The following is a 16,357-nucleotide window of genomic DNA, read 5'->3' as shown; positions in this document are numbered from 1 at the left end:
TGGAACCAGTGGATCACCACCTTGGAAACTTGGAGTTCCTGTTTGTGGAACACCCTGAGGACCTGTGCTGGTTGCGTTAGTGCTGGTTGGGGTTACCTTAGTCACTGTTGGTTTATAATGTGCTCGGTAAGGAACACCGTTAGAATCATTTACTTGGACAGTAACTGGGTCTGGGGTGCCAACAAAATTTTTGTTAGGTTTGAAAGTGACTTGACCAGTGTTAGGGTCTAACTCATAAGTTCCAACTGACTGACCATTGGATGTAGCAGGAACTGAGTTACCAGTAATAGGTTGGCCGTTAGCATTCACAAAGGTCGCAGGGCGTGAAGCATCTGGAGTCACTGGCGTTTTTGCAGGATCACCATCATTAAAGATTAGATTTTTGTTTTGTTCTTGACCTTGAACACCAGTTGATTCATATGTTGGTATCTTTCGAACAGTAGGAATGTATCGACCATCCATATTGTTCAAAATGTCATTCTTATTTGGATTTGATGCATCAGTTGATTGCCAGTTAGTTGATGAACCGTTCGAGTCTGTACGACGAATATTAATCCCTTCAGCAGTTCCTGTGAAGTCTGCATTTGGTGTGAACGCTACATCGATATCATCTCCATTAGTAGTCACTACATAGGTCCCTTCCGGACGCACATAAGTATTGCTGTTTGTTGGAGTCAATACATTTCCTTGATTATCCAAAATCTGTGGCGCTTGGCTACTCATGCTAGCATTAGTTACAAAGTCTGAACGATCTGGTCCTTTAGGTGTGAAGTGAACTGTAGCATTTTGTGTTTCACCTTGAAGACCGGTTGTTTCTTTCTTTTCACCTTGGGGTGGATAAGTACGACGAACCAACATATCCTCTACTTCACCACTAAATGCCATCCCGGTAGGCTTCTCAATATCACCTGCATTAGTCGCAATACGCACACGCATTCCAAGTTGGTCAACTAATCCACCACTAAGACTCGGAATTGCATTAAATGTTAAAGTGTGATCTCCATTAGCAGTTATTTCTTTAACTACACTGCCTTCATTATCATCAAATTTCCCGTTATTATTGAAGTCCACCCATGCTTTGACATATGCTTTAGCATTACCATTTGGATTAGCCTTAATCTTAAGAGTATAAGTGCCATTCTTAGCTTTATTTAAATCCAAGAGGTCGTTAGTATTGCTATATTGATCAGCAGTTAGCAATTGCTGTGAACCTTCATCTGAAACATCCTCACGATCATCAGAAGTCCAGTTATTTTTAGAATCCACATCGATATCTGCTTCTGTAGAACCTAAGTAAGGTTGCTTTATTTGAGCATTTGTTATCGAATCGCGTGTAGAGATAGTATGGTGAGCTTCACCGTAACTTTCTGGCGCATCACCACCATCAACTACCAAGAATCCCATCATAAGTGCCTGTTGCCCTGCGGTTGCAACATAAAAACCTACCTCAGAAGCCCCACGGGTCATTACAACTGGCACTGCTTTACTTGCTGAAACTATTGGTCCAAATACTTGACTACCTAGACCACCTGTAACTGTATCAGGACTCAAAAACTTATTCCAATCGACAGTCTTATCTTTTAGGATTAGTAGACCACCTCTTGTTGTCTTGTCAGCCTGCTTAACAAGTTCTTCAGTCGTAACAGTGTAAGGACCTTTTGCACGAGGACCTTTCATCCATTCTCCTACGTATTCCCAACCTTCACCGTTAGTGGTAAAAATACCATATTCACCAGGGTTAGCATCTTCTCCATCAGCCATAACAACTGCTGGTTTTACTTTTTTACCACGATAAGTGGCTTCTATTTTAAATTTAACCCCCCAGTTTACACCATCAACTGGTACGATAATTTGTGTTTTATGGCCTTTTGTATCAAAACCTTGTCCACCAATAGTACTCCATTTATCTTGAGGTTGACCTGATACAGGAGGTGGAGTTTTTCCATAATCTTTCCAATTTTTTAAATAATTGTTTGTTGCATTTGGATCATAAGTTCCAGCAGATGAAGTTCCTTCAACCCGTTTTTTATAGATTTCAGTTGATTGAAATGGTTTGAGCTCTGTAACGGTAAGTGTCACTACATAGCCAGGCGAAATTTCCTTCGTATAAGTAGTTCCAATCTTAAACCCTCCCTGAGGATCTAAGTTTTTCAAGCTTGCTGTATCAGAGAAATCAATCCAGTTAATTTGTTTTGCTAATTGTGTACTTTCTTTCTTCTCTGATTCAGACAATTCTGGTTTAGATGTACGTGGTACAGGAGTCGCATCGTCCGCACCTGCATAACTAGCTGGTGCAACTGTAGTTGCCTGTGTATCACGACGTACTCTACGAGAACGTGTAGATTGTTCAGTAGCACTAGACGTCTCAGTAGGTTCAGAAATTATTGGAGCAACTGCAGTTTCTGGTTTAGTACTCTCAATAGATTTATCTTCTGGAGAAGTAACTGGTTTCTCAACTGAAGGTTGAGGCGTTTCAGAAACAATTAACTGTTCATCCTTTGGTTTCTCAATAGACTCTGAAGCTGAGTTTGTTGGTTTAGTACTATCAGCGGATTGAGGAGCCTCAGTAGCTGAAGCAACTACAGAAGCTTCAGAATTTGTTGGTGCTGTAGAAGTTGCTGATGGTTCATTAAGATCCGTTCGAGAAATCTCATTTTGGACACCAGAAGCGCTTGTTTCATCAGCGCTAACTTGAGACGTCACTCCCAATAGAACCAAGGTAGACAAGAGCACAGAGCAAACACCCACGTTTAGTTTCCGAATAGAAAACTTACGAAGGTGTGGATTAAATAATTCTTTTCCCATTAAAATCTCCTAAAATTATTTTTTAAGATATTATACATTATTTTCTATGAATTAGCCACTAAATTATCCCCGAAAATTAACTTTTTTCTATTAAATAAGCAAAATTTTTAAACATTGTTATGTTAAAAGTTCTTTATGTTGATTTTTGAGAATATTTATACTAATATTTCATCAATCAAATAAACTATTTTACAAACTAAATTAACCTTTCTTAGAATATAATAAAAAAATACTGTTATTTATAAAGAATAAAAAACCACTCACTCCAAAGAGCAAGTGGTTCGTGTAATTTTTATTTTTCGAGTAAGCTGAGCGCTTCTGCATCTGCGATGATGGTCACATCAGAGTGGTTTTGTAGGCTACTTGCTGGGAGATTCTCAGTCACTGGGCCAGACACTGTTCCGGCAATGGCTTCTGCTTTCGACTCACCGTAAGCAAAGAGAATAATTGACTTGGCATCCAAGATATTTTTAATTCCCATCGAAATGGCTTGAGTTGGAACGTCTTCAATCTTGTCAAAGAAGCGAGCATTGGCTTCGATAGTAGACTGGTCAAGTTCTACTAGATGCGTTTGACTATCAAATGGAGTTCCTGGCTCGTTAAAGCCGATGTGTCCATTGCGACCAATCCCCAAGATTTGCAAATCAACAGGATGGTCAGCTAAAATTTGATTGTAGCGTTCAACTTCTTCTTCAGCATTATCCTTAACACCACGTGGCAAGAAGCTTTCCTTAAATGGTTTTTGGTTGAACAAGTTTTCCTGCATGAAGTAACGATAAGACTGTGGATTGTCCCCATCAAGCCCTACATACTCATCAAGGTTCACACTAGTCAGATTTGAAAAATCAAGGTCACTCTCAACGATTTCCTTGTAAAACTCAAGCGGGCTGCTTCCTGTTGCAAGTCCTAATGTTTGAGCACCATTGTCCAATTTTTCCTTCAAAATCTCAAAAGCTACTTTTCCACCTTCGACTTGATTCTCAACTTTTATAACTTTCATTTTATATCCTCCATGTTTCTATATTCATTATATGGTATAGACCAATTTTTGTCAAGTGAAAACGATTTAATTTCTAAAAAAAGAGCGTCTAAACTTGAAACATGTTATAATGGATAGGATTAGAACTTAGAAAGAATGATGAAAAAAATGAATACAGCTGATTTTGATTTCCACTTGCCTGAGGAATTGATTGCCCAAACGCCACTTGAAAAACGTGATGCGTCTAAACTTCTTATCGTTAATCGCGAGACGGGAGAAATGCAGGATAAACACTTCCACTCCATTATCGACATGCTGGAACCTGGTGATGCCCTTGTCATGAACGACACTCGCGTTCTCCCTGCCCGCCTCTATGGTCAAAAAGAGGAAACCGGAGGACATGTGGAACTTCTCCTGCTCAAAAATACTGCTGGTGATGAGTGGGAAGTTCTGGCTAAACCTGCCAAACGCCTCAAGGTTGGCACTCGTGTCAAGTTTGGCGATGGTCGCCTCAGCGCCGTCGTTACGGAAGAATTGACCCACGGGGGCCGCATTGTCCGCTTTGAATACCAAGGAATTTTCCTAGAAGTTTTGGAAAGCCTGGGTGAAATGCCACTACCACCTTATATCCATGAAAAATTGGATGACCGTGAACGCTATCAAACGGTCTACGCTAAAGAAAGTGGTTCTGCTGCTGCACCGACTGCTGGTCTCCACTTTACTAAAGAACTGCTAGCAGAAATCCAAGCCAAGGGTGTTCATCTGGTTTATCTCACTCTTCACGTCGGACTCGGAACCTTTAGACCTGTTTCTGTGGACAATCTGGACGAACACGAAATGCACTCCGAATTCTACCAACTTTCTGAGGAAGCAGCAGCCACTCTTCGCTCTGTTAAGGAAAATAGTGGACGCGTCATCGCTGTCGGAACCACTTCGATCCGCACACTGGAAACCATCGGTTCCAAGTTTAATGGGCAAATCCAGGCTGATTCTGGCTGGACCAATATCTTTATCAAACCCGGCTACGACTGGAAGGTTGTGGATGCTTTTTCAACCAACTTCCACCTACCCAAGTCAACTCTCGTCATGCTAGTTTCTGCCTTTGCCGGTCGTGACTTAGTCCTAGATGCCTATCACCATGCCATCCAAGAACACTACCGCTTCTTCAGTTTTGGAGATGCCATGTTTATCCATTAAGAAAATCCCTATTAGGAAACCTAATAAGGATTTTTCTAATTATTCCATACTAAACTTTGGATCTTTCAAACTCTGAACACTGGCATTGATAACTGCTCCGATAATCAAAATCTTTGCAATGAGAATAAACCAGAACATCATAACCACCACGATAATGGAACTGAAAAATCGAACGTCAACTAGATGATTAACATAACTATTGACGTAGACAGAAAAGATATTCAATAAAAAGATAAGAGTTAGCAAGACAAAGACACTTCCTGGTAAAACATAGCGGATTCGTGGTGCTTTTACTTTTGGAAGGAAGTAATAAATCATAACCAGAATGGCAAAGATCAAGGCATAGACCAGAGGGCCTGTAAAATCTTGCAGGTAGGAAAATAGCGGACTGTCTGATTGCCAGTAAGTTTTGAGGAGGTTAAGCAACATACGACCAAACATACTCAAAAACAAGGCCAAGGCAAAAAGAATCTGCAAGCCGAAACTAACAAGTAAACTCATCAACTGATGGGAGATAATGCCTCGACTCTTGGTCACTCCATAGGCTTTGTTAAAAGCTTTTTGGAGGAAATCCATTGATTTTGAAAAGGTCCAGAGGGCAGATAAAACGGCAAAACTCAGCAAACCAGTTGATGGTTGAGTCAGAACTTCTCGTACAATCTTGGCAACCACATCATACACCGTATCAGGCAAGAATTCCTTGATTGTCAGTAAGAAATTTGAGACTGGAATCTGAAAATAAGGCAAAATATTGACCATTATCATTAGCAAAGGAAAAATTGAAATCAACCAATAGTAGGCAACCGCAACACTGGTCAACTCGCTATCAGATGCTTGATAATAATGCAAAAAAGCTTTCAATAAAGGCCTGTCCATCAGCTCTTTCCACCACTTTTTCATGTTCCATCCTCCGTCATTTTTTTCATCATCTAAGTTCTTCTGATTAAATCTAGCATATCATAAGGTAAGGTATTCGCAGCCTCTTTCAGAGAATAATTCTCTAAATTATTAACATTTTGGCGTAGTTTTTTGGCATACTTGGCTGTTATCAGTTTAGCTTCTTCGTATTCAAAGATTGCCTTACGTTCGAGATAGTAGCCTCGTAGCATTTCATCGATATTGTTTGGCTTGATGCGATTGATAACCCGCTCAACAAAAGCACCGCTTCCGATAATGGCCGTCTCGCGTAGACGAGACTCTTGCATAAAGCTAATCAGAGAACTCTTGTAAACCCCTTTGAGGTTTTCCAAACTCTCGATAATCAGCTCTGTATTCTCTAAATACAACTCTGAAATCTGATCATAGTCAACTGCTAGTAGTTTACGCGATTCTTCATTCATCCAACTACGGAAAGTTTTGCCAAAGGTAAACATTTCATGGAGTAGAAAGCGCAGTATCCGTAAGGAAACTAGGAAGTAATAAGTCACTCTAGAAGCGAAATTCCGATTGATACTCTGCTCCATGTTTTTTAGGTAACGCTGGTAAACTCGATAGCCACGCTCACTGATTCTATTTTCCTCGTAGGCTTGCTCCAAACCATCACTCTCAATACTCAAGATGAGAAGTTTGAGGGACTCCCAGTCCTCTTGGACTCTCTTATTTTCCAGACTAAGGATGAGGTTTTCAATCCGACCATGGTAATTATCAATAGCTGCATAAAGAGGGAGTTTGTTCTTGTGATGGTCCAGCTCTTTTTCTAATTCTGCAGCTACATCATTCAAAATCGCAATATGCATCAAATGGTCCTTGCTTTCCTCTTGTTCCTCAGATAAGTGAGGGAGAACCAATAAACCCGTTAAAAAGCTCAATAGTGTAACGCCTGCTACAAGGAAGAGTAAGAGAGGGTATTCCTGCTCCAAATGACTTGGTATGAGGAGAATAGTCGCGATAGATACTGTCCCTTTGACACCAGAGAAGGTCAAAAGAAGCATATCTTTCGTGTACTTATGAATTTTTTTCTTAAGTCGACGCGTCCTCACAAAGTAAAAACCAGCAATCATGACAAAGCGGATCGCAAAGAGTAAGAAGGTCAGAACGACAACTGAAAGCAGTAAAAGAAGGGGATTGTAGAGAGAATTAGACAAGATCGGCTCTGCTATCAACTCTAATTCCATTCCCAAGAGAACAAAGACTGATCCATTTAGCATAAAGGTCACGGTGTGCCAAACGGTCTCCGTCACGGTGTCTACCTGAGCCTCAAGGAGCGTAATTTTCTTAAAGCGACTGGCCTTCAAAATACCTGCAACCACTACTGCGATAATCCCTGAAACATGAAACTCTTCTGCGATGAAAAAGGTCATGAGTGGCAAACTTAGCTCTAGCAATAGTTCACTGGCTATATCTATCGCTCGCACACTCAGTAAAAAGCTATGCAAGAAACGATTGACCATAGCCGTCACAAAACCGACTACAAAACCACCAAGGATAGAAAGTGCTAGGGAAGTTCCAGCTTGGCTGAGAGAAAACGTTCCTGTTGTCCAAGCAGCCAGAGCCATCTGAAAGGCAACCAAACCAGAAGCGTCATTTAAGAGTCCTTCCCCTTTTAGGATATTGGAAACCCTTTTTGGAAAACGAAAACGTTCAGAAAGAGATGCAAAGGCAACCAAATCTGTTGGCCCAAGTGCCGCTCCAACTGCTAAACAGGCAGCTAAAGGAAGAGTCATCCAAAGGAAGTGAGCCATGCCCCCCAAGCTTAAGGTCGAGATAAAAATCACAGGAAAGATCAGAAAGACGACAATCCGCCAATGCTTCAAAATGGACGTAATATCCGCTTCTTCTGCCTCCCGGAAAAGTAAGGGACCAATAACCATGGCCAGAAACAGCTCTGTATTGAGATGAAAGTCCGCATCTGGAACAAATAAGCCAATCCCAATCCCCAAAAGGATTTGCACAAGAGGAAGGGGCAAAAAAGGCAGAAGCTTATTGGTCGTGGTTGAAATGATTAAGATAAATAAAAATAGAATCAAGTAAATGAGTAATTCCACACAATTCCTCCTTAATCTTTTTTACAACAAGATTCAAAAATCTCCTTTTGCTCTTGGATTTTTTGATCAATCTTAGAACAGTCTTTGTGCTCAATTTTTTTCTGGCATCGTTCCATTTCAAGAGCAACTAATTTTTTCTTGATTTTAAGCATTTTCTTGCTCATATGTGCTTCGTCGAGCACTCCGACTGCTCGCTCGTGATGCGTTGACTCGACAAAATTTTGGCGCATTGCCTCAAGCTTCTCACGAAGGTATTGTTTATCCATGTCTATACCTTTCTAATTTTTCAATCATAACTAAAAACGGTGGATTGTTAACTTGGTTGAGAGTTCGATAAATAACAGCTGTATACTCTTGTTGGTTCAACTGGCTAACAAAATCCAACACAGCATCCCTCTCGGTGTCTCCTCCTTCATGACCATAGTAGATCATGATAGCAATCCGTCCTCCTTTGACAAGCAAATGGCAAAGCTTTTCTAAGGCTTCGATAGTAGTCTGAGGTTGTGTGATGACGGATTTGTCAGCAGAAGGCAGATAACCCAGATTAAAAATCCCTGCCTTAGCTTCTGTCACAAACTGGTCTAGTGTCTCATGACCTTGCAAGATTAACTGGGCATTTGTCATTCCAGCCTGATCCAAACGCTCTTGCGTCTTCTCTAAAGCCTGCTCCTGGATATCAAAGGCAAAGACTTGCTTGGCTAGCTTGGCTAGAAAAAAGGTATCATGGCCATTGCCCATGGTCGCATCCACTACAATATCCTCTTTTGTCACAACTTCAGCCAAAAAATCATGTGCCATCTCAAGTGGTCTTTTCATTTTTAAACTCCTGTTTTACAGCCTTGCATCCTTGCATACTTCCACGACGGCGCATCTCAGTTTCAATAGCATTTAGCACTTCCCATTTATTAAGGCTCCACATGGGACCAATCAACATATCTCTAGGTGCATCTCCTGTGATCCGATGAATAACGATATGCTTGGGAATGATTTCCAGTTGGTCACAGATAACCTTGACATACTCATCCTGACTCATCAGTTGCAAGCGTCCTTCGTGGTAATCTCTTTGCATACGTGTATTGGTCATAAGATGGAGCAAGTGCAGCTTAATTCCTTGAATATCATTATCCGTAACACAGCGACGGACATTTTCAATCATCATCTCATGAGTCTCACCGGGCAGACCATTGATCAAATGAGAAACAATCTCAATCTTGGGATATTTCCTCAAGCGATTTACTGTTTCAACATACAATTCATAAGAATGAGCACGGTTAATCAGGTCAGAGGTTGCTTCAAAGGTTGTCTGTAAGCCCAATTCTACCGTCACATGCATGCGCTCCGATAACTCAGCCAAATATTCGATGGTTTCGTCTGGTAAACAGTCCGGACGCGTTCCGATATTAATTCCTACTACACCTGGCTCGTTAATAGCCTGCTCATATCGCTCCCGAATCACTTCCACCTTTTCATGGGTGTTGGTAAAGTTTTGAAAATAAACCAGATACTTTTTAACATCTGGCCATTTGCGATGCATAAAGTCAATTTCCTTATAAAATTGCTCGCGGATAGGAGCATCCGGTGCCACGATAGCATCTCCAGAACCTGAAACTGTACAAAAAGTACAACCACCATGAGCTACAGTTCCATCCCGATTGGGACAGTCAAATCCCGCATCAATAGGAACTTTGAAAGTCTTTTCTCCAAAAAGTTTTCGATAATAATCATTCAAGGTATTATAAGATTTCATAACTTTCATTATAACAAAAAACACCTACAATCTCAAAAGCCTGACTTTCCTACAAATTCCCTTGTTTCTCATTTCCTTTAGCGTTTTTTTATGATACAATATGGGTATGATTTTAATGAAAATAGCATCTATTTTATTATTGATATTAACCTTGGTAGTTTGCTTTATTGTCACCAAGCTTTTCGGACTTAGGAAAATAGGATTTAATTTCGCGGATCTAGCTTTTCCACTTTTGGTATTTGAGTACTATCTGATTACTGCTAAAGCCTTTATCCACAACTTTCTACCGCGACTTGGAGTCGCACTTTCACTCCTAGCAATCCTCCTTGTAGTCTTTTTCCTTGTCAAAAAACGAAGTTTTTATTACCCTAAATTCATCAAATTCTTCTGGAGAGCCGGTTTTCTCCTTACCTTAATCATCTACATAGCTATGATTGTCGAATTGATGATGCTCCCATAAAAACATTCCCTCAGACAGTTGTCCGAGGGAATGTTTTTATCTTCATACCTTGTTTTCTATGCTCTACCAAGATACTTTTCTTATTTCCTAAATGTTAAGGCGTAGAATTTGCCATCCCATAGAAGTTTCAATTCCTTTTCCTTAACTTCGCTTGGAACAGCATTCTCAATTTCACTCAAATCAACAGTAGCATTTTTAAAATATTCCTTACTAAAATGATTTTTCTTATATTGCTGATCCACATAGTCTGCCGTCTCATCTGCAATTAAAATCTTAGTCCCTGGCTTCGCCACTCGTAGCATTTCCTGCATAGCTTTAGCCTTATCATTGAAAAAATTGATTCCGCCAATATGGTAGACAATGTCAAAACTATTATCCGCAAAGGGGAGATCCTCCGCGCAAGCATGGAAAAGTTGCAGATTGGTCTTTTTAGCACAAGATTTCTGGCATTTTTTTAGCATACTGATAGAAATATCTACCCCTACAAAGTCTAAACTTTTCAGGTCAATTGTCTCAGGAATATAACGGAGATCTTGACCAGTCCCGATAGAGACATAAAGAACAGATAAATTATCTTTCCATTCTATTTCCTCCATCAGATCCCTTCTCAACTTGTCAATTGCCTTGCCGTGGAGAAGCGGTCCTATCCATTTCTCACTCATATCATACCAGCGAGCCAAACGGTTATACATAGTCATGTATTTAGCATTATCTCCAGATAGATATTCTGGATTAAGAGACAGATAGATATCGCCATCTTTTTGAAAATTTTCTACCTCCAAACCTGACTTCAATTTATCTTGTAATCTTGTTTCAATCATATGCAACATCTCCTTTTCTATTTGTCACCTATTATAGAGGATTTCGTCACAAAAACAATAGCTTTTCAGTAAGTGGCAACTATCTACTTGTATCCGGTAGCAGAACCAGGGTCAGTTACAAAAAAACAAGTGCCAATTTCTATTGACACTTGTTTCTACTTTTAAAACGTGTTGCAAATTTAGTAAAAGATACCGTTTAAAAAACTTAATCTTCTTTTTTGCGTCTTGCTGCCAAAAATCCTGTTCCCAATCCAAGAAGGGCGAATCCAGCTACTAGAGCCGCTTGGTTAGACTCGCTTCCTGTATTAGGCAATTCACCACCTTTTTTAGGTTTTCCTGGCTCATTTGGTTTGCCAGGTGTTGGTTTTTCAGGAGTATGCGTATTTGTAATGTTGTAACCTTCTACTGAAGCTGTATAACCATCTGGAACATTCACTTCTTCAACAGTGTAGGCAATCTCCTTACCTTCTTGATAACGATCAAGACCTGTGAACTCATAAGTCCAGCCACTTGTTTCTGACACTGTAGCTGTCTGACCAGTTTCCTTACCATCTGCAAGAAGTTTCACAGTGACAGAAGATGGACGGATACCATCTTTGTTATCTTCATCTTTCCAGATCTTCTTACCTTTTACAGTGGTTTTCAACGGTGTATGTTTGTTGGTAATAGTGTACTTACCGTCTTTGTGGTCAGTAACTACTGATTTGTATTCTGCAACAACAACTTCTTTGACTTTGTACTCGATTTCTTTACCATTTTCATACTTAGGAAGTGCTTTTGATTCGAACTTCCAACCAGTTGCTTCTGATACTTCAATTTCTTGAACGACTTTGTCGCCATTAAGAATTTGAACTTTCACAGATGTTGTACGTTTGCCGTCTTGGTTGTTGTTATCATCCCAAACCTTAGTTCCGGAAAGAACTACTGTTTTTGGTGTGTAATTATTTGTCACTACTTGACCAGTCACAGAGGCTTCGTAACCAGCTGGTACATCCACTTCCTTGATAGAATAGGTGATTTCTTTTCCAGCTTCGTATTGTGGAAGATTGGTGAAGGATGCTACCCAAGTGTTATCATCAGTCTTTTCCTTAGCTGTTAAGGTCAATTTCTTACCTTCAACGGCTACTGGATCTGCAGCTCCTACTTTTTTGTAAAGTTGAACCGTTACGGACTCAGGACGTTTACCGTCTTGGTTGTTGGCATCGTTCCATACTTTTGTTACCTTGTAGTCAATTTCTTTAGGAGCATATTTGTTTGTGATGGTAAAGTCTGTAATAGTAGCTTCGTATTCTGCTACGGCTTCTTCTGTTACAGTGTATTTGATTTCTTTACCAGCTTTATATTTTGCTAATTTTTCGAATGTAGCAGTCCATGTTCCGTCTGCAGCAGCCTGAATTTCTTTCGAATCAACTTTCTTACCGTCTGCTAAAAGATTGATTGTAATCTTAGTCGGACGTTTGCCGTCTTGGTTGTTGGCATCTTCCCAGTTCTTAGTTGCTTTTACATCAACTGTTTCTGGTGAATAGCTATTTGTGATAGTGAATCCTGATGCAGCGTCACCAGTAACTTCTGAAGTGTAACTAGGAACAGTTACTTCTACTACAGTGTACTGGATAGGTGTGCCGCCTTTATCAGCATCAAGGTCTTTGAAGCTTCCAGCCCAACCATTTGCTTCAGTCAATTCAAGTGTTTTTCCAGTATCTTGGCCATCTGCAAGCAATTTAACTGTGATAGAAGATGGACGTTTACCATCTTGGTTGTTCTTATCATCCCATTTTTTCTTCACAGAAACTTCCGTTTTTTCTGGAGTATAAGCGTTTTCGAAAGCTTTTTCATCATCGTAAGAAACAGTTGCTTCAAGTGCACCTTTACCCTTGTCCGCTACAGTAACTGTAGCCGTGACAGTTTTAGTGTCGTACTTGATGCTTGTATCACTGCCAGCTTTTTCAGCAATTTTAAAGGTATAAGTCCCTTCTTTGTCGAATTCCAATTCTGAAAAAGCAACGTTTCCGTCTTTGTCATTCTTCACAGTTTCTTTCACCTTACCATCTTGGTCTGTTAAAGTGAATTCAAACTCTTCAGCCTTTAACTCACGTCCTGTAAGTTTTTTATTCGCTTTAATCTTGGCTTTAGCTTTGCTACGTTTATTTGTAACTGTTTTGATAGCTCCATCTTGTCCAACAGTCATCTCAAATGGAGTAGGATTCAACTCATATCCCTCAGGAGCCTCAACCTCGGTTACTGTAAAGTTCCCTTTCTTGATATCACTCTCTGAGTAAATAGATGATTCAGCAATTCCGTCATCATTTGTCGTTACAATTTCCTCTTTAGCAGTAGCTCCTGCTGGAGGAGTAATCTTGAATTTTGCTCCTTTTAGACGGTCATGAGTCAGCTCGTCGACCTTGTAAAGAATGATACGGTAAGCAGTTTCTAACTGAATTGTACCACCAGAAGTAATGACTGAGTTTCCGATTTGCTTAACGACTGTCTTATTACTATAGTCGTCATATGTTAGAATCTGGTCATCACCCTTCATTTCAGCATTGTTTTGGACTTGCGTGCCATCAGCTGGAGCACTTGTTTTATAATTAATTCGAAATGCTGCTGGTTTACCGTTCTTCGCAAGAATTGAAGATGCATTGTTAATTGTTAAAGTAAATTCTGTGTAAGAATCATTCCATTTTACTTGGTAATCCTTACCAGCTTCTAAGACAACCTCATCTTTAAAGTAATAATATTGATCATACCAACCTGCCGTGACGCTAAATGTTTCAGGGATCATCTGCATTGGCGAAGCGTTTGGATCTACCCAGTCATGAATTTCAATTTTATTATAGGCTGCCTGTTTCGGATTAACACGAACATACCAGCTGTGTAAGTATTTTCCACTCTTATTTAGAGCCTTGGATGTCCAATCCTCTTTGTAAATCAAACCGTGATATTTATTGAAATTAGCTCGACCAATTCCTTCAGAATAATCAGCCGCATCACCTTTTTTAACCTTGATTTGATGGGTAATTTCATTTATGGTTTCCGTTTTATCAAAACGGAGCGTTTCATTGCTTAATTCATTTTTAGAACTAAAACCAACAAAGAAATTTCCTTTAACGTTTTGGACCTGATAGCCACCTTTTTTCTCAAGATAGGCTTTCAGATTTTTTAATGTAATAGTTGCCTTACCACCATTATTATCCCCGTTTGATACAATTTGAGTTTCTCCGATAACGAGATCTGTTTCCTTATCTTTTAAATCAAAAGTTTCATTTCTAACAGTTAAAGGGCTCGGAACAGTAAAGGTAAAGGTATCACCGTCCTCTAATTTACCATCATAGGCGCTCAAATCGTAATCAACAGTGAATTTATAATTTGAGTAGTTATGATGCTCAGGAGAAAGTGTATAAACACCATTCGCATCCGGTTTTATAAACTTACCATTATCAACCTCCCAAATTCCAATATTACTGATAACGTTCTTCAGTTCCTTTGCTTGAACTGAATTTGGAGCAAAGAACATCCCTAGCAAACAGGCCAGAGAAGTTAGGATGGGTAACCAAAATTTCTTGTTCTTCATAATCTTCCTTTCTAAATTACCGAAAACATTAAAACGACAAACTATGATTATAAAATCTCAACACACATCTCCTTTCGAATTCATTGAAATCCATGAGGGTTATTGAATAAGTTACATCATATTAATATGTTTCATAACTATATGTGAGTGCAATATTTACCATATTTGTTCTATTCTTAATATAGAAACCTCCTTTAATTTCATTATAAAACAAAATTAACTTTTTTTGTAATATTATGAGGTTATTGCCTTTTGAAAATATTGACACAGTGTAAAATTACTGCCATAAAAACTAATTCTTTCATCACACTATAGTTTCTTTAAGTATAGTGTAGACATACGAACAACTTCTCTTTTAAACAAACAGAAAGAAACATTGTACAAAACATTCCATTTATTTATAAGTTTGATACACCTTAATAATTATCCAAACTATTTTATATAAGTAAAAATCAGAAGAGATTTAGCAATAGTCATACACCATACTGGTAAATAGTTTAATTTAGCATATTTCATTATTCTGAATCATAGAAAAAAGACCAGGGGGTTATCCCTGATCTTTCTTTACTGTACTTATTGGCTACTAAATGAGATTAGTCTTCTTTTCTTCGTTTAGTTGCTACAAGACCTGCACCTAAAGCTAGAAGAGCTAAACCTGCTGCTAATGCAGCTTGTCCAGATTCACTTCCAGTGTTTGGTAGGTTAGGATTTTCTGGTTCAGTTTGGTCCGTTACTACTAACTTACCATCCTTAAACTCAACCTGATTTCCACTAGCATTTACCACTGTTACAGTTCCGTCGTAGTTAACTTGGAATGTAATATCTGTTACTGCTAAGTATCCAGTTGGAGCGGCCTCTTCATGGAAAGTATATACTCCCGGAGTCAAATCAAGTACATGTGATTGTTTGGCTTTTGAAGTCCATTCAGCCACAGGATTACCTGCAACTTTTTCTCCACGGAAAATTTGGATTTTTGCGCCCGCGATTTCTTCACCTGCTAGATTTACCTTGCTGAAGGTAATCTTACGTGGTAGGTCATCGTCTTTGTCGGTTACAGTTACTGTTGAGCCATTTGTAACGACTTTGTTTTCTTCACCCTTAGAGTCTTTCTCACCAACGTTGGTCACTTCCACTGTGCCGTCATGTTTGACTTGGAAAGTGATGTCCGTTACTTTGAGGTAACCAGTTGGAGCGGCTTCCTCATGGAAGGTGTAAGTGCCTGGTGCCAAGTTCAAGTCTTTAGACTTACCAGCTTCTGAAGTCCAGCTTTCTACAGCTGTGCCTTCTGCCTTGTCGCCTTTGTAGATCTTGATTTGAGCACCTGCGATTTCTGTTCCACCAAGACTAACCTTGCTGAAGGTAATCTTACGTGGAAGGTCATCGTCTTTGTCGGTTACAGTTACTGTTGAGCCGTTTGTGGCAACTTTGTTTTCTTCACCCTTAGAGTCTTTTTCACCAACGTTGGTCACTTCCACTGTGCCATCATGTTTGACTTGGAAAGTGATGTCGGTTACTTTGAGATAACCTGTTGGGGCTGCTTCCTCATGGAAGGTGTAAGTTCCTGGGGCCAAGTTGAGATCTTTAGACTTACCAGCTTCAGATGTCCAGCTTTCTACAGCTGTGCCTTCTGCCTTGTCGCCCTTGTAGATCTTGATTTGAGCGCCCGCGATTTCTGTTCCACCAAGACTAACCTTGCTGAAGGTAATCTTACGTGGTTGGTCATCATCTTTATCAGTGACAGTTACTTTAGAACCATCAGTTACGACTTTGTTTTCTTCACCTTTAGAGTCTTT

General features: G+C 39.7%; 12 protein-coding genes. 2 read left to right on the top strand and 10 right to left on the bottom strand.

Annotation, left to right across the window (positions count from 1 at the left end):
* On the bottom strand, positions 1-2,805 hold a 2,805-nt coding region (locus B7714_RS00090; RefSeq protein WP_142358008.1), incomplete at its 3' end, for a CshA/CshB family fibrillar adhesin-related protein.
* A 292-nt stretch (positions 2,806-3,097) separates the two neighbouring features.
* Positions 3,098-3,805, bottom strand: a complete 708-nt coding sequence (locus tag B7714_RS00085) for a glucosamine-6-phosphate deaminase (protein ID WP_084859164.1) — start codon at positions 3,803-3,805, stop codon at positions 3,098-3,100.
* A gap of 147 nt (positions 3,806-3,952) precedes the next feature.
* On the opposite strand from B7714_RS00085, the gene queA reads away from it, so the two are divergent.
* Positions 3,953-4,981, top strand: coding sequence for a tRNA preQ1(34) S-adenosylmethionine ribosyltransferase-isomerase QueA (gene queA / locus B7714_RS00080; RefSeq protein WP_084859166.1), 1,029 nt, complete (start codon positions 3,953-3,955; stop codon positions 4,979-4,981).
* A gap of 39 nt (positions 4,982-5,020) precedes the next feature.
* Here queA and B7714_RS00075 read toward each other — a convergent pair whose 3' ends face one another.
* Genes B7714_RS00075 through mnmL form a run of 5 tightly spaced genes read right to left on the bottom strand, consistent with a single transcriptional unit; the run spans position 5,021 to position 9,721 of the window.
* On the bottom strand, positions 5,021-5,881 hold the full coding sequence (locus B7714_RS00075; RefSeq protein ID WP_000759520.1) for a YihY/virulence factor BrkB family protein: 861 nt from the start codon (positions 5,879-5,881) through the stop codon (positions 5,021-5,023).
* 29 nt (positions 5,882-5,910) lie between these two features.
* The gene (locus B7714_RS00070) at positions 5,911-7,965 is read right to left on the bottom strand and encodes a cation:proton antiporter (protein ID WP_084859162.1); all 2,055 of its coding nucleotides are present in this window, start codon (positions 7,963-7,965) and stop codon (positions 5,911-5,913) included.
* Positions 7,966-7,976: 11 nt separating this feature from the next.
* Positions 7,977-8,231 carry a hypothetical protein gene (locus B7714_RS00065; protein ID WP_000361094.1) on the bottom strand — a complete coding sequence of 85 codons (255 nt, stop codon included), beginning with the start codon at positions 8,229-8,231 and terminating at the stop codon, positions 7,977-7,979.
* Entirely contained in the window at positions 8,224-8,781 is a 558-nt protein-coding gene (mnmM, locus tag B7714_RS00060) for a tRNA 5-(aminomethyl)-2-thiouridylate-methyltransferase MnmM (RefSeq protein ID WP_084859160.1), read from the bottom strand. Before mnmM ends, B7714_RS00065 begins: the two co-directional genes overlap by 8 nt.
* On the bottom strand, positions 8,765-9,721 hold the full coding sequence (mnmL, locus tag B7714_RS00055) for a tRNA modification radical SAM protein MnmL/YtqA (RefSeq protein ID WP_084859158.1): 957 nt from the start codon (positions 9,719-9,721) through the stop codon (positions 8,765-8,767). Before mnmL ends, mnmM begins: the two co-directional genes overlap by 17 nt.
* A gap of 91 nt (positions 9,722-9,812) precedes the next feature.
* On the opposite strand from mnmL, the gene B7714_RS00050 reads away from it, so the two are divergent.
* A complete protein-coding gene (locus B7714_RS00050; protein WP_044020512.1) occupies positions 9,813-10,172 on the top strand; it encodes a DUF3397 domain-containing protein in 360 nt (119 codons plus the stop codon).
* Between the two features lie 80 nt (positions 10,173-10,252).
* Here the strand turns inward: B7714_RS00050 and B7714_RS00045 are convergent, their stop codons facing one another.
* The 3 genes from B7714_RS00045 to B7714_RS00035 all read right to left on the bottom strand — a co-directional run.
* Positions 10,253-10,993 (bottom strand): class I SAM-dependent methyltransferase, encoded by a 741-nt coding sequence (locus B7714_RS00045; protein WP_084859156.1) that lies wholly within the window; start codon positions 10,991-10,993, stop codon positions 10,253-10,255.
* Between the two features lie 205 nt (positions 10,994-11,198).
* Entirely contained in the window at positions 11,199-14,564 is a 3,366-nt protein-coding gene (locus B7714_RS00040) for a Cna B-type domain-containing protein (protein ID WP_084859153.1), read from the bottom strand.
* A gap of 593 nt (positions 14,565-15,157) precedes the next feature.
* A partial coding sequence (locus B7714_RS00035) for an MSCRAMM family protein (protein WP_142358007.1) occupies positions 15,158-16,357 on the bottom strand: 1,200 nt, incomplete at its 5' end.

It is taken from the genome of Streptococcus oralis subsp. oralis (assembly GCF_002096595.1).
GTDB lineage: Bacteria > Bacillota > Bacilli > Lactobacillales > Streptococcaceae > Streptococcus > Streptococcus oralis_D.
Note: the sequence above shows the minus strand (reverse complement) of the source record. Positions and strands in the feature narration are given on the sequence as shown.

What these genes read in the sequence shown, in the direction of transcription:
- B7714_RS00075 (WP_000759520.1), bottom strand. Translation starts at nt 5,881, where the DNA reads ATGAAAAAGTGGTGGAAAGAGCTGATGGACAGGCCTTTATTGAAAGCT.
- B7714_RS00045 (WP_084859156.1), bottom strand. Translation starts at nt 10,993, where the DNA reads ATGATTGAAACAAGATTACAAGATAAATTGAAGTCAGGTTTGGAGGTA.
- B7714_RS00085 (WP_084859164.1), bottom strand. Translation starts at nt 3,805, where the DNA reads ATGAAAGTTATAAAAGTTGAGAATCAAGTCGAAGGTGGAAAAGTAGCT.
- B7714_RS00050 (WP_044020512.1), top strand. Translation starts at nt 9,813, where the DNA reads ATGGGTATGATTTTAATGAAAATAGCATCTATTTTATTATTGATATTA.
- B7714_RS00040 (WP_084859153.1), bottom strand. Translation starts at nt 14,564, where the DNA reads ATGAAGAACAAGAAATTTTGGTTACCCATCCTAACTTCTCTGGCCTGT.
- mnmL (WP_084859158.1), bottom strand. Translation starts at nt 9,721, where the DNA reads ATGAAAGTTATGAAATCTTATAATACCTTGAATGATTATTATCGAAAA.
- mnmM (WP_084859160.1), bottom strand. Translation starts at nt 8,781, where the DNA reads ATGAAAAGACCACTTGAGATGGCACATGATTTTTTGGCTGAAGTTGTG.
- queA (WP_084859166.1), top strand. Translation starts at nt 3,953, where the DNA reads ATGAATACAGCTGATTTTGATTTCCACTTGCCTGAGGAATTGATTGCC.
- B7714_RS00065 (WP_000361094.1), bottom strand. Translation starts at nt 8,231, where the DNA reads ATGGATAAACAATACCTTCGTGAGAAGCTTGAGGCAATGCGCCAAAAT.